Consider the following 20,604-nt stretch of genomic DNA (forward strand, 5'->3'; position numbering starts at 1 on the left):
ATTCAAACAGAGACGATTTTACGATAAAACAACCTTGTTTTTAGGCTTACCTGCCAAGGTCAGCACCCTACAAGCCCGACAGCTCTGTTAAATTAATTATTTTGGACAAGGATAGTTTGAAAAAACTAAAACAACCCATGGCGCCAATGCGTCTTCGTCTTAAAATCAATCACCATCAAAAACTACCGCCAAATAATCACCATACTCCGTTACATCTGGAAAAGCTCTCCCGGATGGACGCTACTCAACGGGTTGTTATTGCTTGTGAGAGGTATTTTACCTCTGATATTACTCTATCTGGTAAAACTACTGGTGGATGAAATCCAGGTTGTAGCCACCAACCCGGACGGAGAAGAAGCAATAAATCATCTCATAACACTTCTGATTATCGCTGCTGTAGTATTTCTGGCTAACGCACTGACAGCCTCTTTGGGAGCGCTGGTTCGTGAACGACAGTCCTTTGTGATTTCCGACTATTTCGACAACCTCATCCACAACAAAACCACACGCATCGACTATGGTTTTTTTGAACATCCCAAATATCAGAATGTCTTTTTCAGAGCGCTGAATGAAGCCTCTTTCCGACCATCCCGTATCTTTTACGGCATCATCGGGTTACTACAAAACCTCATCACCCTTATCGTGATGGGTGGCATTCTGCTGATGGTTCACTGGTCAGTCTCCATCGTGCTACTGGTGGTCACGCTGCCGGTTACTTTTATCCGGTTACGCTATGCCCGGTCTCTCTTTAACTTCAAAAGAGAGAATACCGATCGGGAGCGAAAGGTCAACTATTACAACCGATTGCTGACTTCCAGAGAATATGCCAAAGAACTGAGAACTTTTGATCTTGGTCCTCTTTTCAGGAAGCGTTACCACAAACAAAAAAACGAATGGAGACAGAAGCAGTACCGAATGCTGAAAAGCAAAACCATCAGAGAGGTTGCCGTACAGATTTTAGCGGCCATTGCTGTATTTTCAGTTTACGGGCTGATTGCTTACCGGGCATTTCAGGGACAACTCTCTATTGGAGATGTGGTGCTCTATTTCATGGCCTTGCAGCGGGGCTATGCTTACCTTCAGGAGTTTCTGGGACGTATCTCGGGGTTGTATGAGGATTCTCTTTTCCTGAACAATCTGTTTGAATTTCTGCACTTGAGAGAATCCCGTCCGCCAATAAGGAAAGACGAACGATTCCCCTTCCCTGCCCGCATGAAAGAAGGCGTCAGTTTTCATAATGTGGGGTTTCACTACCCGGTAAATGACCGATGGGTATTGCGCAATGCCTCCTTTTCTGTCAATGCCGGAGAAACAGTTGCATTGGTAGGTATCAACGGTGCAGGAAAAACCACTCTGGTAAAACTGCTTTGCGGGCTTTACAAACCGGTTGAGGGAGAAATCCGGATTGACGGGATCCCCATTGACAGCATTAAATGGCAGGAACGGGTGGATAACATCAGCGTGATTTATCAGGATTTCATGCTTTACAACGTTACCGCCCGGGAAAATATCTGGTTTGGAAATGTAAGGCGTGAATCCTCAGACGATAAAATAACGGATGCAGCACGACAGGCAGGAATCCACGACATTATTGCTGAATTTGATAAAGGTTACGAAACAACACTTGGAACCCTGTTCGAAGAGAGCGAACAACTGAGTCCCGGACAATGGCAGCGATTAGCACTTGCCCGCTCCTTCTTCAACAAGTCACAAATTGTTTTGCTGGATGAACCTACCAGTGCCTTGGATGCTTTTTCGGAAGCCAAGCTGCTGAAATACATCAAGACCATTACCGAAAACCGAACAGCTGTCATCATCAGTCACCGACTCTCCACCATCAAAATGGCCGACAGGATTATTGTTCTCGATGGACATCTGATTGTGGAAGAGGGCCATTATGAGGAGTTGTTGCAGAAAGAAGGAACATTTTACAATATGGTAGAATCGCTGAAGCAATGATTAATTATCAATTACCAATGATCAATTACCAGTTACCAATTACCAGTTATTAATGATCAATTATCAAGGAATAAATGAGAACTGATACTTACTGACCAACTACCTCATCAGTTCATCAGCTCATTACCACTCATAAAACAACCCCGTAAACACCCCGAAAGAATAGGGCCGGAATTTGCCGGGTGCATCCTCACTAATATCCGACAAAAAATAGTTCACCCGCGGCTCCATCCTGATACCCAACCCTCTGTACAGCGGAACGGACACAGCAACTCCGGCATGTGTACTAAAACTTAACCCCGCAACACCGCCGGTTTGTCCAACATTTTGCCGTTGTCCCCCCATCTCCAGATAGGCGGCATTGTCCACCAGCCAGTTGGCTCCTACCCCTCCAGCAAGTGATAACAGAACCGGTCCCTGCTGAAGTAATTGGTATCTTAAGGTAAAAGGAACTTGCAAATAACTGAGATTTTGCTCCAAAACAGAAGACTCATCAGCAAAAGAAGTTTCTGATTTCATCTCCACAATTGCATTGGAAACATTTTGAAATTCCCTGACATCAGAATTTATTGCAGGAGAAACATCCCGCTCAATAACACCAAGTGAGTTATTGAGTTGAACTTCCTGCAAAGTCACACTGTTTTCCGCAGAAAAATCCGCCATCCCATAAACACTTCTCATCTCAGTTTGCGGAGTCACCTCCTGGCCCAGCATAGCATATTTCACACCTGTCTCAATTTGCCAGCGCGAATTCATTTTTACAGCAATATTGAAACCGCCTCCGGATGTCATCAGGCCTGATTCATTCATTCCTGAGGCAGCAGATCCGGATACATCCCGATAGGCATAGGTAGGAGAATACTCACCACTCAGGACAATACCTCCTGAGGATTTTTCTGGCAATTCCCGCTGTGGCAAGCTTAACCCAAAATACTCCGGAACGTTTTTATCGGATAATTTCATTAATTCGCCCGGCTCCACAGCCGATTCGGAAAGTCTTACAAATGTATTGGAACGAATCTTTTGCAATACACTTTTTTGCCGATCTTCAGCTACGGATAATACATCTTCAGCTACCTGCACCGGTTCTGAAGACAATGCCAACAGAAGCTGAGCATCAACGGGCTCGTCAGATTTTTTTATTTTTTCTTCAGTTTTGCCAGACACTTCCGGGAATTCATAACTCTCCGGACCTGATAACGCCGCCACAACCTCTTCTGAACTTTCGAGGTCTTCGGTCTTTTTCATCGACGGTTGCAACGCTCTATTTTCTGATGCATTTTGATTACCTGTCAGGTGGGCCGTCTCACGCAACTCCTCCCCGGGCATCCACAAAAACAAGCCGGCAAGCAATAATACTGAAGCAGCCATTCCCCATCGCCAAAACAGGGGAACCACTCTTTTTTTCTTCTGACCCAATCGTGCATCAATATTGGCCCACACCTGCTCTGATGGCTGAATATCAAACCGGTCGAGTTCTTTAAATAAATTATCTGTATGTTCTTCAGACATCATCATATTTTGGCAGCCTCCATTTTCTTTGCATTTTTCAACCTTTCCTGAAGCCATTTCCGGGCTCTCGATAAATTAGACTTACTGGTACCAACAGAAATTTCCAACTCTTCAGCAATCTGCTCATGGGTTCTCTCCTCCAGGACATAAAGGTTAAAAACCATCCGGTAGCGTTCTGGCAACTGCTGAACAAGTGCCAGCAAATCCCCCAGCGAAGGGACCTGATTTTCTGCAATCTCTCCCGGATCTTCCCCCTCGTTGTCAGGAAATTCATCCGTAAGCTCTGTTTCAATTCTTCTCTTCCGGAAAGATTCAATGATCATATTCACAATCACTCTTCGCATCCAACCCTCAAAAGAACCTTCGAAACGAAACTTTTCGATATTGTCAAAAACCCGGATAAAACCATCCTGTAAAAAATCTTCAGCTGATTCCCGGTTGGAAGCATACCGCATACATACCCCCATCATTTTGGATGCAAAAAGTTCATAAAGTGCCTTTTGAGCACTCCTATCACCTTTTTGGCACGCTGCAACTATTTCGTATATATCAAGTTGTCCGGACACAAATATTACTTTCTGATTTTCCCTGCAATTCTGAACTAAAACAAATATCTGCAGATTATCAGATAAATGTAGAGTGTTTGTAAACTGTTTACAAATTTAATGCAATCAATCTATTACAGGAAAGAGCGTGCGCTCAATTCTCTTCATTGATCCTTAGATGAAATAAATACGGAAAGGTTGCGTGAGGAGAAAAATGGATTACGGTAAAAAGTTGTTTCGGATGAGGAATTCACCGACTATTACAAAGAGAAGCTTTCGCCCCTTCAGGGCTCCGATTTAATTACCTCCATCAACCATAGGGCGTTGCCCTAGGCTATTGCTCCCAGGCCGTTGGCCTGTTTGGGATGGTTTCATTTTGGAAATATTTATTATTCCTCAAAAGGTTATTACCACAAGGAAATGTAATTCTTGACTTCACGAATCTCAAACCACGATGAAAAATAGTTTTGTAACGATGTAGGGAATGCGCCCTGAAGGGGCACAAGCACCAGCATGGGGCAACGCCCCATGTTAAAAAAACGGTCAAAACGGAGCCCTGCATGGGCGAAAGCCCTCTAAAAACTCTTCTTCACCCGGTCCAATTCTCTTTTGGAGTCTTTAGCCTTCAGAGTTTCACGTTTATCATGCTGCTTTTTACCTTTAGCCAGCCCTATTTCCAATTTTGCAAAACCACGATCATTCACAAACATCCGCAGAGGAATAATGGTAAGCCCTGACTCCTTGGTTTTTCGCTCCAGCTTATACAACTCTTTTTTATTCAAAAGAAGTTTACGCTCACGAGTGGGCATATGGTTGTTGAAAGTACCATAGAAATATTCTGAAATATTGATTCCTTTCACCCACAATTCGCCCCGTACAAAATAACAATAGGAATCCACCACACCGGCACGACCGGCACGAATAGACTTAATCTCGGTTCCGGACAACTGAATACCGGCCACATATTTTTCGATGATTTCGTAATCAAAATATGCTCTTTTATTCTTTATATTTATTCGGGTTGCCGACATATTCAAACAGTTATCAGATAAAACAATACAATTCGAAGCAGGTAGGGAATGATTACCAGTGCCACAAAAACAAAAAATGCAAATGCCAGTTGCCGCTCAGGAGGTGGACCTGCCGGACCACGAACTCCAATATAACAAAGATACAAACTGTAAAGCACAAAAATGTGCACGAAAAAGAATTCAGGTATCAGTACCGAAACCAACGAGACCACATATAATGGTGCTGAACTGTAAATGGTCAGTTTGGCTGCCAGTTCACGTGAAGTAACCATCCGGAAATACTTCATCAGCTTATAAACCAGAAACCATGAAAGAAAAGTACCTCCAAAAAGAGCGGTAAATATCATAATCGCTTTCTTCAGGGCAAATTCAAATATAAAAGCCTGCTGATTAATCATGTGAGACAAGAAAGTCCCCAATGCAACCAGGCCTATCAGAGGAAGGGCAAAATTTCCCAGTATATCATTGAATGTGGTACTCTCCCTGTGAATTTTCTGCCACTCAGCGCCCGGACTCACCACCAAACCCTTGATCCTCTCTCCCAGGTTACGGTACATCTGAATAGTATTCACCGGTTGTTTTGCTTCCATTCGAAATTTTTATTGGTACAACTCTGCAAAATTAAAAAAATAAAATTCCATAACACAATTCTGGATTTGGTCAGGTAAAAACAGTCCTGATTTCTTTTTTTGCTATTTTTGATGCATGAGAAAATCCACAGCATACGATTTAGTGGTCATCACCGGCCCCACTGCCAGCGGAAAAACCAGGCTTGCATCACTGCTGGCCTGCGAACTGGATGGTGAAATTATCAGTGCCGACAGCAGACAGGTCTATCGCAAAATGGATTTGGGCACTGGAAAAGATTATGACGATTATCTTGTACAAAATACGCGCATCCCTGCACATCTCATTGACATCCGGGAACCCGGATACAAATACAATGTTTATGAATATCAAAATGACTTTTTTCGTGTCTTTGAAGAAATCAAAGAACGGGATAAGTTCCCTGTAATGTGCGGAGGAACAGGATTGTATATACAGGCTGTTCTGGACCGATACAAAATGGTTCATGTGCCTCCCAATCACGAACTTCGGGAGCAGCTAAAGAATAAAAGCCTGCAGGAACTCTCCACCATTCTGGCATCTTTCAAAAAACTTCACAACACCACCGATACTGATACCGTAAAAAGAGCTGTTCGCAGTATTGAGATTGAAACCTATTACCAAAACCGTCCGGAAATAGAGGTGGAACTTCCAAAAATAAATCCATTGCTTGTCGGGGTAAACATCAACCGGAATTTAAGACGTGAAAAAATCACTAAAAGATTGAAAGACCGACTGGAGCAGGGTATGATTGAAGAGGTGGAGCAATTGATACAAGACGGGATCAACCCGGAAGATCTGATTTATTATGGTCTGGAATACAAATTCGTTACCCGATATGTAACAGGCCTGATTTCAAAAAAGGAGATGTTTGAAAGCCTGAACATCGCCATTCACCAATTTGCCAAGCGGCAAATGACCTGGTTCAGGGGCATGGAACGAAAAGGCCACAAAATACACTGGGTTGATGCAAAAAATGATATTCATGAAAACGTGAAAAGCATTTTGAATTTATTAGTCGCAAATCAAAAGTAAGTTATACGTATATCAGAAAAAAAACACCATTCATCAAACATCAAAACACCTTTAATTCCTTTCGCCGTAAACCCTGCAGCACAAACACAGAGACAAATCCCCTCCACTTAATTCACTGGATGACATAAAAAAACCGCACCTAAGTGCAACTTTTTGGGTCCATCAACTGTACTATTTAAATAAATAACAGCGAAGCTGCATGGATAATATCAGCGAATATATCAATCGGATTACGCACCTGGCCAACCGCAATAAAGAGTTGAATGCCCAACTTCACAATCTTGTGGGCCGCTATTCCCAGATCCAACAACAAAATGATAAGTTCAACGAACTGCTCACACGTTTCAATGAAACAGGTGAGGCTCCCTCACGGGATATCATAGCCCGCAAGCAGGGAAAAAAAGTTGAACATCTGCGTACCGTTTCTCTTTTGTACATCTCTGTGGGCGGATTCGAAAACCTGTCCCAGATGCAGGATCAATCCGGACTGATTGACATTCTTGATGAAATATACATTTCCATCGATAAAGTGGCTGAAGAGTATAATATTTCCAAAATTAAAAGTTTTGGCGACAACATCCTCTTCGCTGCTGGTTTAAACAATGAATACCGAACCAATCCTATCAATATCACACTGGCTGCCAATAAAATGCAGGCAGCCGTGAGCAATTTATCTCCCGCCACAGAGGAAGCCCCTTTCTGGAAAGTCAAAATGGGAATCCACACAGGCCCCGTCCTGGCTATTGATGCACAGAAGCAACACAATCCGTCCTCCATCAGCGGCGACAATATTAATGTCACATGCCGGCTGGGAGAAGCATGCCCTCCTGGGAAAATTAACATGTCAGAAATGACTTACGAACTGGTGAAAGAGTTTTTTAACATCAGTCACCTGGGCTCAATGCCGGTAAAGTACAAAGGTGCCCTGAATATGTTTCTGATCAATGGACTGAATGAAAACCTGCGCGCAGAGGGTAACCCGTTTGAAGCCAATGACTCTTTTTACACCAAATACGGAGACATTCAATTCATGGACATTCAGGAGAAAATACTGGACCTTCTCGAAAAAAACTTACCATCCAACCTTTTTTATCACAATGTAAAACACACAGTAGATGTGGTGACTGAGGTGGAACTCATCGGTTGGGCAGAGGGATTAAACGAGGAAGAAATCCTGCTTCTGAAAGTTGCCGCCCTGTTCCACGACGCCGGTCATATAATGGATTACAAACACCATGAACATCAGGGCACTCTGCTTGCTAAACAAATATTGCCCCGGTACAATTTTTCTCAGGAAAGAATCAACTCCATCTGTCGGCTGATTATGGCCACCAAGCTGCCTCCAAACCCGCAGGATAAAATGGAAGAAGTAATGTGTGATTCTGATCTGGATTACCTGGGACGTACCGATTTCATTCCCGTATCCAACACCCTTTACCGCGAGTTGAGAGAACGAGAGATGATTGGCTCATGGCAGGAATGGAATGAGATGCAGCTTAGGTTTATCAGGAATCATCAGTATTTCACCAAAACAGCTCAAAATCTCAGAGAAGTAAACAAACAACAACAAATTGAACGTCTAAAACACCTCATCAATAACAAAACAGCGGATATCAACATTGAAAAATAAACCGCTTCGCTCTCGTGTGTCAGTTATTTAGTTGGTTTACTTATATTTTATGTAATTTTTTTCTTTATGCCAGACGGGGTTTGAAAAGCGTAGCAGTAGTTACGGTTAAAAACCCCGGCGAAGCAGAATGGGAAAAAACACTTGAAATAAGGTTTTAATTTAAAGTCGGATGGAACCTGCATAAATGGATACTATATATGTTCTCTGTGGATTGCCTGGTCATGCTCGTTTCATTCTCAAAATATGCTTACCTTTGAGCCGCATTACATAATCCTCAAAACCGAAACAAATGAAACGGTATATCCCGGTTCTTTTGGTTGTCGCACTTCTTGCTGCGTGCCAAAACAATAAGTATGAAGCAAACATTCCGAATGTTGCTGAAAAAGTAAATGCCTACGAGTCTTTCCCACTCACCACCGATCTGAGTATTTTATCTGCCAACCAAAAAGAGATGTTGCCCCTGCTTTTTAAAGCTGCCGACATCATGGACGATTTGTTCTGGGAACAGACCTGGGGAGGCAAAGAAACGTTACTCAGCAATATTGACAATCCGGATTTGCGCAGATATACCGAAATCAATTACGGCCCCTGGGACCGGCTAAACAACCATAAGCCTTTCATTAAGGGAATTGGACCAAAACCGCTGGGCTCAAAATTATACCCCAAAGATATGACCATGGAGGAGTTCAACCAACTTCCCAATCACGATAAAGCCAACCAATACACCATCATTGAACGGAATGGCATAGGAAAGTTAATGGTAGTTCCCTATCACAAAAAATGGAATAAAGAACTTACTCTTGCTGCCGATTATCTTCGCCAGGCTGCTACTCTCGCCGACAGTGAGGCATTTCAGAAATACCTGAACGCAAGGGCCGATGCACTCTTATCGGGCGATTACTACAAAAGCGATATGTGCTGGATGGATATGAAAGATAACCTCGTCGATTTCGTGGTTGGTCCCATAGAAACTTATGAAGACCGTCTTTTAGGCACGAAGACAGCTTTTGAAGCCTACATCCTGATTAAAGATACTGCCTGGTCGGCCCGACTTGAGCGATTTGCAGCTCTGTTGCCCCTACTTCAGGAAAACCTCCCTGCGGACCCTGAATACAAAACCGAAACACCCGGTAGTGAGTCGGATCTGAATGTGTATGATGCAATTTATTACGCAGGCGACTGCAATGCAGCCAGCAAAACCATTGCCATCAATCTGCCCAACGACCCGGACGTCCAGATGAAAAAAGGAAGCCGCAAACTGCAACTTAAAAACAGTATGCAGGCCAAATTTGAAAAAATACTGGTTCCCATCAGCAATATTGTCATTCATCCCTCTCAAAGAAAATACATCGATTTTGATGCCTTTTTTGAAAACACCATGTTTCATGAAGTAGCCCACGGCTTAGGCATTAAAGAAACCATCAATGGTAAAGGAACAGTAAGAGAAGCCCTCAAAGAAACGGCTTCGGCCATTGAAGAAAGCAAGGCTGATATTCTCGGACTTTACATTGTTACACAACTAGCAGAGACAGGGGAATTGAAAGATAAAGACTTGATGACCAACTACGTAACCTTTATGGCAGGAATTTTCCGGTCGGTCCGTTTTGGTGCCGGAAGTGCCCACGGAAAGGCCAATATGATTCGCTTCAATTATTTCCTGGAGCAGGGAGCCTTTGACAAAGACAGTGAATCGGAAACCTACCGCATCGATTTTGAAAAGATGAAACAGGCTATGAATCGACTTTCTGAGGAGATTTTGGTACTTCAGGGTAACGGAGATTATAACAAAGCGCTGACCATGATTGAGACAATGGGACAAACCGGACCGGAGCTTCAGAAAGATCTGGACAAAATCAACAATGCCGGAATTCCCGTGGACATCGTTTTTGAACAAGGCCCCGGGGTTATTGGTTTGGAGTAAGAATAGTGAATAGTAAGTGTCTGTCCATAAAGTCCCGTTTACTGCGTTACAACTTAAGCGGAAATTGCTCATTTACTCAAGTAAACTCCGCATTTCCGCTAATGGCAAGCCTTGTAAACGAAACCTTCTGAACAGACACAGCGAACTTGAGAAACTTTACTAAGTTTATAGACAGGCACTAAATTGAGTCTGTCCATAAATTAAGCAAAACTTGTTTCTAGTCCTGTTTCTGGTCAGAAAGTGCCAATTGCTAGGCTTGCGAAGCCGCCAAAAACGGAGTTTACTAATCGTAAATGAGTATTTTGGCGGCAAGCGTAACAGCCTGCCCCGATCCTTCGGGGACGCAAGTGGTACTTTATGGACAGAAACCAAATAGGCAGTAGATGCCGAATAAAACAAAACCTGTTGGCATGCAAGTCAACAGGTTTTTTGTAAAACAAAACATATAAAATGCAAAACACTTTCTCGAACAACCGTATAAATGAATTATTCAACATCGACATCCCTGTGATTCAGGGAGGAATGGTGTGGTGCAGCGGATGGCGGCTGGCCTCTGCTGTGAGCAACAATGGCGGATTGGGGCTCTTGGGAGCCGGCAGTATGTACCCGGAAGTTCTCAGAGAGCACATACAAAAAATGAAAAAGGCCACACAAAAGCCCTGGGGAGTTAATGTTCCCCTACTCTACCCCGATATTGAACAACTGATGCAGGTCATCGTGGAAGAAGAAGTAAAAATAGTCTTCACCTCAGCAGGTAGCCCGGCAAAATGGACCCCCTTCCTGAAAGATCACGGCATCAAAGTGGCTCATGTAATTGCCAATTCGCGACTGGCAAAAAAATGTGAAGATGCCGGAGTGGACGCCATTGTTGCCGAAGGATTCGAAGCAGGTGGGCATGAAGGCCGTGAGGAAACCACAACCATGAATCTGATTCCTCTGGCACGAAAGGTTACCTCCCTCCCACTAATAGCCGCAGGAGGAATCGGGAGCGGACAGCAAATAATGGCCGCCATGGCTCTTGGAGCAGATGCAGTTCAGATAGGCTCCCTCTTTGCACTATCGGAAGAATCCTCCGCTCACACTGCATTTAAAGAGACTGCTGTAAATTCCAAAGAAGGAGATACCATGCTCACCCTAAAACAGCTGGCACCTGTACGACTTCTAAAAAACCACTTTTTTAAACTGGTAGAAGAAGCACAACACAGAGGCGCCTCCCCCGAAGAACTGAAAGAATTATTGGGACGGGGACGGGCTAAAAAAGGAATCTTTGAAGGAGAACTGAACGAAGGAGAACTGGAGATTGGTCAGGTGGCAGCTCTTGTAAAAGAGATAAAGCCGGTAAGCCGGATTATGACATCGCTGCTTGAAGAATTTCAGGACACAAAAAAAAGAATCTGTAGATGATAGAATATTTTAAACATACACTTTCCAACGGCTTGCGTGTTGTGGTGCACCCCGACAATACCACCCCAATGGTAGCGGTTAACCTCCTGTACGACGTTGGAGCCAGAGATGAAGCTCCCGACAAAACCGGATTTGCCCACCTTTTTGAGCATCTGATGTTTGGCGGCACGCATAGTATCCCGTCGTACGACACCCCGGTGCAAAATGTGGGGGGAGAAAACAACGCATGGACCAGCAACGATTTCACCAACTATTATGTGACCCTTCCGGCCACCAATCTGGAAACGGCATTTTGGCTGGAAGCCGACCGCATGAATGAACTCGATTTCTCCGAAAAAAGTCTGGAAGTTCAGCGTAAAGTGGTCATCGAAGAGTTCAAGCAGCGGTATCTGAATCAACCTTACGGAGACATTCCTCTTTTAATCAGAGACCTGGCATATAAAGTTCACCCCTACCGATGGCCAACCATCGGAAAGGACATTAAACACATTGAACAGGCAACGCTGGAGGATGTAAAGGAGTTCTTCTACAAACACTACGCCCCAAACAATGCTGTTTTATCGGTGGCCGGCAATGTAACTCCCCAGGAGGCATTCCGACTTGCAGAGAAATGGTTTGGGCCTCTGAAATCCCGACATATTCAGAAAAGAGACCTGCCTCAGGAACCACCTCAGACACAGGCCAGACACCTCACCGTAGAAAGAGATGTACCCGCCCCCATGGTTCATATGGTATTTCACAACGGGCGCAGAACCGATCAGGATTTTTATGCAAACGATTTGTTGTCCGACATTCTCTCCAATGGCCCGTCGGCACGGTTATTCCAATCCCTAATCAAAGAACAGCGGCTTTTCTCGGATGTGAATGCCTACATTGCAGGCGACCGCGACCCCGGATTGTTTACCGTCACAGGACGCCTGATGCCTGAGGTTTCCATGGAAAAGGCCGAAAATGCCATCTTACATGAACTAACCATTCTGGCCAATGAAGGTCCGGGGGATTATGAATTACAAAAAGTTAAAAACAAAATAGAATCGAACCTGGTGTTCGGTGAAATCCACTACCTCAATAAAGCCATGAATCTGTCACAATTTGAATTATTGGGCGATGCAGAGGAGATCAATAGAGAACCTGAACATTACCGGGCAGTGACCGTAGAGGATATAAAAACAGTTGCCAAAAAGGTATTTGCTCCGGAAAACTGCTCAACACTTTATTATTTACCCAGGAAAAAAGAATGATAGAGGCAACCTCTTTTCAAAAGCACTAAGGTTAAGGATGAGGTTAAGAGAACCGGAGTCTTAAAAAAGTTCTCTTTTCTATCCAAACAGCACTTCAACTTAAAATGTATATAATCAACATTTTAACACCCTTTCAACCTTAACCTCAGCCTCAAATTAACAATCACTTAAAGAACAACATCCCATATGGCATCAATCACAACCAGTGCCCCTGAATTTAGAGACATCGAGAAAATTGATTTTCTGCCTGTTGAGCAGCACCAATTAAACAACGGGGTGCCTGTTTCCATACTCAGAGCCGGGAGCCAGGAAGTCACCAAGATAGACATCGAATTCCCAGCCGGGGCCATCCAGGCAGGCATCCCGTTGATTGCCTCCACCACCGCCAACCTGATGCAGGAAGGGACTTTAACCAAGTCGTCTGTGGAAATATCTGAGAAGATTGATTTTTTGGGGGCTTATCTCAACTCACAGACCTATCATCACAATACCGTATTTACTCTTCTGTGCCTTACACGTCACCTGCCACAAATGCTGGAAATTGTGCATGAAATCATTACCCGGCCATCGTTCCCGGAACATGAATACGACCTTTATCTTCAAAAAAAATATGAAGAGTTTGTTTTTGAGGGAGAAAAAGTTAAAACCATCGCCTCCCGGGCATTTAGTGAAACCATTTTTGGAGCAGAGCATCCTTACGGGAAGCAACTGAAAAAGGAGCACTTCGACACCATCAGTCTTTCACAACTCAGAGAGTTTCATTCCAGTCACTATCGTCCGGAAATGGCGCGGATTTTTGTGGCAGGTCTACCGGGTGATAAGCTCATCCCTTTACTTAACAACTATTTCGGGCAAACCCCTCAGAAACATATCGAAGCGGAGCCACAGATCCCGGAAGTAAGCCCCTTAACCGACAAAACATTACACCTCAAAAAAGAGGGAGCCATGCAAACAGCCATTCGCATCGGACGGCCTCTTTTCAACAATCATCATCCCGACTTTATTCCTCTTCAAATCCTCAACACCCTGCTGGGCGGTTATTTTGGCTCACGACTGATGACCTCTGTACGTGAAGAAAAAGGACTTACCTATGGAATTGGTTCTTTTATCATGCCTCTGAAGCAAAGCGGCATCTGGGGTATAAGCAGCGAAGTGGCCGGCGAAAGTCGGGAAAAGGCCATCGATGCCATCTTTGAAGAGTTCAGAATACTGCAAACGCATCTGGTCCCGGATGATGAGCTCAATATGGTAAAACGTTATATGATGGGAGAACTGCTGCGCAATTTCGACGGCCCATTTTCTACAGCAGATATTTACCGCACACTTCAGGAATATGACATGGATTTCGGGTTTTATGAAAAGATGATTTCAACAATACGAAATATTTCATCTTCCCAAATAAAAGATTTGGCAACCAAATACCTGAAGCCGGAAGATTTCAGGATCGTAACAGCAGGCATATAATTTTTCGGATAAAAATACCTCTCATTCAAATACTATTTTACCATTATATTCATTATTTTAGGCCCGACAGGTAAACAGCCGATATGAGTGAACAACCAAAAATATCAGAAGAACAAGAGATTAAGCAACAGTTCAACGAGCTGCTGGAATTGTGCCCCCGGTGCCAGAGCGCTGAGGCAAAACGACTTATCCAAAAAGCGTTTGAACTGGCTAACGAAGCCCACCGAGGGGTAAGACGAAAGTCGGGAGAATTATACATTCTTCATCCGCTGGCAGTGGCCCGTATTGTTGCTGATGAAATTGGACTGGGAGCAAAAGGTGTTGCTGCTGCATTGCTGCACGATGTAGTCGAAGATACCGATTACACCCTTGAAGACATTGAAGGTATTTTTGGTAAAAAAGTTGCCGATATCGTGGACGGCCTGACTAAACTGGAAGGGGTTTTTGACCAGACGCAGTCGAAACAGGCAGAGAATTTCCGAAAATTGCTCCTGACCATGGTGGAGGACATCAGGGTTATCCTTATCAAGCTGGCGGACAGGCTTCACAATATGCGTACTCTGGATTCCATGCCTGAGCACAAACGCCTGAAAATTGCCGGCGAAACCCTCTACATGTATGCCCCCCTGGCTCACCGGCTGGGACTTTACTCCATAAAATCGGAACTGGAAGATCTGGCGTTCAAATATGAACACCCGAAGATATTTGAAGAGATTTCAGCCAAACTGGAAGATTACAAGGACAAAACCCAACACCTGATCACCAGATTCTCGCTCCCCATCATTGAGCGTCTGTCGAGAGAAGGATATGACTTTGACCTGAAAGGACGACCCAAATCCATCTATTCCATCTGGCGGAAAATGCAACGCAAACAAATTCCGTTCGAGGAGATTTATGATTTGCTGGCCATTCGAATTGTTTTTACGCCCAAAGAGGGAATACCGGAAAAAGCACAATGCTGGACCATTTATTCGCTGATAACCGATATTTACAAACCAAAACCCGATCGGCTGCGCGATTGGGTAAGTACTCCGAAAGCAAACGGATATGAAGCGCTTCATGCAACTCTGATGGGCCCTGAAGGTAACTGGATAGAAATTCAGATTCGCACCGAACGAATGGACGAAATTGCCGAAAAAGGATTTGCTGCGCATTGGAAATACAAAGGGGCCAATGAAAAAGAATCCGAATTGGACAATTGGTTGCAACGCATTCGTGAGGTGCTCGACAATCCGGATTCCGACTCGCTGGAATTTCTGGACGATTTTAAACTGAATCTCTTCACCCAGGAAATAATGCTGTTCACTCCAAAAGGTGACGTAAAAGTGATGCCCAAAGGAGCCACAGCTCTCGACCTGGCGTTTGAGATTCACACCGAACTGGGATACAAGTGTATCGGCGCAAAAGTTAATTACAAGCTGGTTCCAATCAGTTATGAGCTGAAAAGTGGTGACCAGGTGGAGATTCTTACTTCTGAGAAACAAAAACCAAAATACGACTGGATAAATTTTGTGACCACAGCAAAAGCAAAAACAAGAATTAAAGACGCCTTTAAAAAAGAGAGAAAGGGCATCATACACAGAGGAGAACAAAAACTGGAAGAGGCACTGAATGAGAAGAAACTGACAACCAATGCCAAGATCCTGAAAAAACTTCAGACCTATTACAATCTCCCAAATAAAGAAGAGCTCTATTTTAAAATAGGAAAAGGGGTCATCAACCTCGAAAACCTGAATAAAATCCTCAGCGATAAAACAGCCAATAAATGGATTCGCTACTGGCGTTTATCTTTCGGAAAAAACAACCTGAAAGGCGGAAAGAAGAACATCGGCAAGGAGAGTAAAAAAACACAGATGGTGGTCTCCGACGATATGGAAACAGAAGAATACATCATCGCTCCGTGTTGCAATCCCATTCCGGGTGACGATGTGGTAGGATACCTCGATCAGGACGATAAGCTGATTCTGCACAGCCGTAAGTGCCCGGTAGCCATCCGCCTGATGTCAAGCCAGGGAAATCGCATCGTATCAGCCGAATGGGAGTCACATAAAATTTTATCATTTCTGGCTGTCATCAACCTGTCAGGCATCGATCAGATTGGCATCGTCAGTAAAATTACCAAAGTCATTTCGGAAGATCAGACCGTTAATATGCGATCTATCCATGTAGAGAGTCATGATGGCATTTTTGAAGGAACCATCTATATATACATTCACAACACGGAAGACCTCAACAACCTGATATTCAATCTAATGAGAATAAAGGGATTGCACAACGTCACCCGTCAGGAAAGAATTCACGGAAACTAGTGATATATCCATTTTGAAGCCATTCCAAACAGGCCAACGGCCTGAGAGCAATAGTATAGGGCAACGCCCTATGACTAATAGAGGAGGTCAAACCATTTCCATCACGGGTTGAGATTCGTGAAGTTATCAGTGTGTCGATTATTAATTTTATGCGATTTTTTTCCTGGATAACACAGGGACAGATACATCGCATTCCAATCTCTTCATCAAAGATCTAAACAGCCCCCAAACATCTCCGAACATCCCAAAACCCGGATACCGAAACTCAAAATCTGACAACTTACCGCCTCGTTAATTCAATTTGGTTTTATTCTAAATAAAATTTTTATCTTTGCATGACAAAGGGTCAATTTGTTACATTTTAATTAACAGAAACATGCTATGAGCAGGCCATCAAACAAAGAAACGGTCAAACAAATATTCACAGAGTATCTGCAAAAAAACGGTCACCGCAAAACCCCGGAACGTTATGCCATCCTGGATGAAATATATTCTCGTGAAGGGCATTTCGACATTGAGTCGTTATACATTTTCATGAAAAACAAAAATTACCGGGTAAGCAGGGCCACATTGTACAATACAATTGACCTTTTACTGGATTGCAAGTTGGTGATTAAACACCAGTTTGGAAAAAACATTGCTCAGTTCGAAAAGGCCTTTGAATCCAAGCAGCACGACCATCTTATTTGCACCAATTGTGGCAAAGTAACTGAATTCTGTGATCCAAGTATTCAAATTGTACTGGACAATGCATCCAAAAATCTGGAGTTCACCGTTGCACATCATTCTCTCTATGTTTACGGTACGTGCAAGGAGTGTCGGGAAAAACAGGAAAAGAATCAAAACAAAAATTCCTGACAATTCAAGGTTTTACGATTTTTAATGTTTACTTTTACGCATCGGAATGTCAACCTAACAGGTAGGCCTTCCGATTTTTATTGCACGAAAGTCTGGCAACCCGGACCAAAATACAAACTATCACAAACACTTGGAATAATGAAGGTTGATGTTCTATTAGGATTACAATGGGGCGACGAAGGGAAAGGAAAAGTCGTGGACGTTCTAACCCCGGAATATGATGTTATTACCCGATTTCAGGGCGGCCCAAACGCCGGTCACACCCTCGAATTTGACAACAAGAAATTTGTTCTTCACAACATCCCATCGGGGATTTTCCAGGGCGACAAAATTAACGTCATTGGAAATGGTGTTGTACTGGATCCTATCATCTTTAAACAAGAGATTGACGACCTCAAAGCCCAGGGCATTGACCTGACCAATTCGCTTTTCATTTCCAAAAAAGCCCACCTGATTTTGCCCACACATCGAATTCTGGACGCTGCCTCAGAGGCCTCTAAAGGAAAAACCAAGATTGGTTCAACCCTGAAAGGAATCGGCCCCACTTATATGGACAAAACAGGACGAAACGGCATTCGCGTAGGCGACATTCTGTCCAACTTTGAAGAGAAATATGCTGCACTGAAAGAAAAGCATGAGCAACTGATTAAGATGTATGGCTTCGAATACAATCTGGCAGATTATGAAGAAGGCTTAAAAGAAGGCATTGAAGCCCTGAAAGAATTTACGCTCATTGACAGTGAACATGAACTCAACCGATACCTCAAGGGAGGCCAGTCCATCTTGGCCGAAGGAGCACAGGGAACGTTGCTGGATATTGACTTTGGTTCTTATCCGTTTGTAACCTCCTCCAATACTGTTTGTGCAGGAGCCTGTATCGGAATGGGAATATCCCCCCGAAGCATCGGAGAAGTTTACGGTATCTTTAAAGCCTACTGCACACGAGTGGGATCCGGCCCCTTCCCGACCGAACTGTTCGACGAAGATGGTGACAAAATGCGTGAACACGGTCATGAATTTGGCAGTACCACGGGCCGGCCGCGTCGTTGCGGATGGCTCGATCTGGTAGCGCTTAAGTACAGTGTTATGGTGAACGGTGTTACCAAATTGATTATGATGAAGAGTGATGTGCTTGGATGTTTCGAAACAATCAAAATTGCCACTGCTTACAAAATAGGTGACACAGTTACAGAAGAATTCCCATTTGAGCTTCCGGAAAACCTGGAGCCTGTGTATAAGGAACTGCCCGGTTGGAACTGTGACCTGACAAGTCTGAAGTCGGAGGATGAATTCCCTCAGCAACTGAAGGATTACATTAAGTTCCTGGAAGATGAACTGGAAGTTCCCATTACCATCGTATCGGTGGGCCCCGACAGAGAACAGACGATTGTCAGAGAATAGAAAAAATAGTTTGTAGTGAATAGCCGGTAGTGAACAGTCAGGTTTGACTTTGAAATCACCAACTTCTAAACTACAAAAATCAAAAAAAGCAGCCTTCTCAATGTATTGAGAGAGCTGCTTTTTTTGATTCATTGCCTTAATAGTGCGCGTCTATAAAGTCGGGAAAGTTTGTAAAAAGTCATGTGTCTGATCAGAAAGTGCCAGTTGCAAGGCTTGCGACCGCGTGCCGCCTAAAGCTTTAGCGGTGGCGCAAGCCGCCAAAAACGGAGTTTACTTGGGTAAATGAGTATTTTGGCGGCAAGCATAACGCAGCAAGTGGTACTTTATGGACAGACTCTAGTAACCAAAAAGCATGAGGAAACTCAGCATCAGGATTCAACCTTTAAAGAATCAAATTTTGTATCTTTAAATGCAGTCTAAAAAACAATCCTGATGAGCACACTACTTATAAAAAACATCAAACAGCTGGTTTCAGCAAGCAATACTCCTCCTGATAAAGCAGCCGGCAAAACGATGCAGGAAATCCCTGTCATCGAAAATGCCTGGCTCCTGATCCAAGACGGGATTATCAGGAACTTTGGCCCAATGAGTGAAATACCTCATCCCGGGAACGGGGAAATCATTGATGCGTCCGACCGTTTTGTATTGCCCGCATGGTGCGATTCCCACACCCACCTGGTTTTTGCGAAATCGCGCGAGATCGAATATACCGATAAAATAAGAGGTCTCAGTTATGAAGAAATAGCCAAACGAGGTGGCGGGATTCTCAATTCTGCAAAAATGATGCAGGAAGCCGATGAAGAGCAACTTTTTAAAGATGCCATGATTCGTCTTCAGGAAATAGTTCGCTGGGGAACCGGTGCCGTTGAGATAAAAAGCGGTTATGGACTTACCACCGAAACCGAATTAAAAATGCTCAGGGTCATCAAACGTCTGAAAAACGAGAGTCCCGTAACCATCCGGTCCACTTTTCTGGGGGCTCATGCCGTACCGGCTCAATTCAAAGGAAATCCAGACAAATATGTGGATCTGGTTATCAATGAGATGTTGCCGGCGGTGGCAGAAGAACAATTGGCCGATTTTGTGGATGTATTTTGCGATCGTGGCTTTTTCTCCGTCAATCAAACAGACAGAATTCTTGACGCCGCAACTAAATATGGTCTGCAACCCAAAATCCACGCCAACGAACTGGATTTCTCAGGTGGCATCCAGACCGGAATCAAGCACAAAGCACTGTCGGTTGACCACCTTGAATATACAGGAGAGGAGGAAATAAGAGCCTTGCTAAACTCCGATACCATGCCCGTTATTCTTCCCGGAGCAGCCTTCTTCCTAAATCTAAAATATGCCCCGGCCAGAGAAATTATTGATGCGGGATTGCCCCTCACGCTTGCAACAGATTTTAACCCGGGTTCTTCCCCCTCCGGCAATATGCAATTAATCATCTCCATGGCCAGCATTCTGTATAAAATGTTGCCCCGTGAAGCCATCAATGCAGTTACCATCAATGGGGCCTACGCCATGGGCTTACAAAATGAACTGGGAACCATCACAAAAGGAAAGAAAGCCAACCTCATCATTACCAAAGCCATCCCCAGCATAGAATACATTCCATACGCCTATGGAGAAAACAAGGTGGAACAGACCATCCTGAACGGAGTCATCCAATAACCGGAAGAATCTCCAAT

Annotated in this window: 15 protein-coding genes; 11 read left to right on the plus strand and 4 right to left on the minus strand. The window is 43.9% G+C overall.

Annotated features, from left to right (window positions below):
• The first annotated feature begins 252 nt into the window (after nt 1-252).
• Nucleotides 253-1,959 carry an ABC transporter ATP-binding protein gene (locus tag W7W_RS0114410; RefSeq protein ID WP_262492831.1) on the plus strand — a complete coding sequence of 569 codons (1,707 nt, stop codon included), beginning with the start codon at nt 253-255 and terminating at the stop codon, nt 1,957-1,959.
• A gap of 123 nt (nt 1,960-2,082) precedes the next feature.
• Here the strand turns inward: W7W_RS0114410 and W7W_RS0114415 are convergent, their stop codons facing one another.
• The 4 genes from W7W_RS0114415 to W7W_RS0114430 form a co-directional block, all read right to left on the minus strand.
• Nucleotides 2,083-3,477, minus strand: a complete 1,395-nt coding sequence (locus W7W_RS0114415) for a hypothetical protein (RefSeq protein WP_025006743.1) — start codon at nt 3,475-3,477, stop codon at nt 2,083-2,085.
• Nucleotides 3,474-4,037 carry an RNA polymerase sigma factor gene (locus tag W7W_RS0114420; protein ID WP_010664422.1) on the minus strand — a complete coding sequence of 188 codons (564 nt, stop codon included), beginning with the start codon at nt 4,035-4,037 and terminating at the stop codon, nt 3,474-3,476. The genes W7W_RS0114415 and W7W_RS0114420 overlap by 4 nt, the downstream gene beginning before the upstream one ends.
• Before the next feature lie 554 nt (nt 4,038-4,591).
• Nucleotides 4,592-5,047: an SsrA-binding protein SmpB gene (gene smpB, locus W7W_RS0114425; protein WP_010664423.1), complete on the minus strand. Its 456-nt coding sequence runs from the start codon at nt 5,045-5,047 to the stop codon at nt 4,592-4,594.
• A 2-nt stretch (nt 5,048-5,049) separates the two neighbouring features.
• Complete coding sequence (locus W7W_RS0114430; RefSeq protein WP_010664424.1) at nt 5,050-5,637, minus strand: Yip1 family protein; 588 nt, start codon at nt 5,635-5,637, stop codon at nt 5,050-5,052.
• A 115-nt stretch (nt 5,638-5,752) separates the two neighbouring features.
• On the opposite strand from W7W_RS0114430, the gene miaA reads away from it, so the two are divergent.
• From miaA to hutI, 10 genes are all read left to right on the plus strand, one after another.
• Nucleotides 5,753-6,688: a tRNA (adenosine(37)-N6)-dimethylallyltransferase MiaA gene (miaA, locus tag W7W_RS0114435; protein ID WP_025006742.1), complete on the plus strand. Its 936-nt coding sequence runs from the start codon at nt 5,753-5,755 to the stop codon at nt 6,686-6,688.
• Between the two features lie 199 nt (nt 6,689-6,887).
• Complete coding sequence (locus tag W7W_RS0114440) at nt 6,888-8,318, plus strand: adenylate/guanylate cyclase domain-containing protein (RefSeq protein WP_010664426.1); 1,431 nt, start codon at nt 6,888-6,890, stop codon at nt 8,316-8,318.
• A 289-nt stretch (nt 8,319-8,607) separates the two neighbouring features.
• Nucleotides 8,608-10,239, plus strand: a complete 1,632-nt coding sequence (locus W7W_RS0114445) for a dipeptidyl-peptidase 3 family protein (protein WP_010664427.1) — start codon at nt 8,608-8,610, stop codon at nt 10,237-10,239.
• Nucleotides 10,240-10,689: 450 nt separating this feature from the next.
• On the plus strand, nt 10,690-11,643 hold the full coding sequence (locus W7W_RS0114450; RefSeq protein WP_010664428.1) for an NAD(P)H-dependent flavin oxidoreductase: 954 nt from the start codon (nt 10,690-10,692) through the stop codon (nt 11,641-11,643).
• On the plus strand, nt 11,640-12,884 hold the full coding sequence (locus tag W7W_RS0114455) for a M16 family metallopeptidase (RefSeq protein ID WP_010664429.1): 1,245 nt from the start codon (nt 11,640-11,642) through the stop codon (nt 12,882-12,884). Before W7W_RS0114450 ends, W7W_RS0114455 begins: the two co-directional genes overlap by 4 nt.
• Nucleotides 12,885-13,070: 186 nt before the next feature.
• Nucleotides 13,071-14,348 carry a M16 family metallopeptidase gene (locus W7W_RS0114460; RefSeq protein WP_010664430.1) on the plus strand — a complete coding sequence of 426 codons (1,278 nt, stop codon included), beginning with the start codon at nt 13,071-13,073 and terminating at the stop codon, nt 14,346-14,348.
• Between the two features lie 83 nt (nt 14,349-14,431).
• The gene (locus W7W_RS0114465) at nt 14,432-16,657 is read left to right on the plus strand and encodes a RelA/SpoT family protein (RefSeq protein ID WP_010664431.1); all 2,226 of its coding nucleotides are present in this window, start codon (nt 14,432-14,434) and stop codon (nt 16,655-16,657) included.
• Nucleotides 16,658-17,038: 381 nt separating this feature from the next.
• Nucleotides 17,039-17,515 (plus strand): Fur family transcriptional regulator, encoded by a 477-nt coding sequence (locus W7W_RS0114470; RefSeq protein WP_010664432.1) that lies wholly within the window; start codon nt 17,039-17,041, stop codon nt 17,513-17,515.
• Nucleotides 17,516-17,653: 138 nt separating this feature from the next.
• Complete coding sequence (locus tag W7W_RS0114475; RefSeq protein ID WP_010664433.1) at nt 17,654-18,916, plus strand: adenylosuccinate synthase; 1,263 nt, start codon at nt 17,654-17,656, stop codon at nt 18,914-18,916.
• A gap of 432 nt (nt 18,917-19,348) precedes the next feature.
• Nucleotides 19,349-20,587: an imidazolonepropionase gene (hutI, locus tag W7W_RS0114485; RefSeq protein WP_010664434.1), complete on the plus strand. Its 1,239-nt coding sequence runs from the start codon at nt 19,349-19,351 to the stop codon at nt 20,585-20,587.
• Nucleotides 20,588-20,604 lie beyond the last annotated feature (17 nt).

This window comes from Marinilabilia salmonicolor JCM 21150, from assembly GCF_000259075.1.
Lineage (GTDB): Bacteria > Bacteroidota > Bacteroidia > Bacteroidales > Marinilabiliaceae > Marinilabilia > Marinilabilia salmonicolor.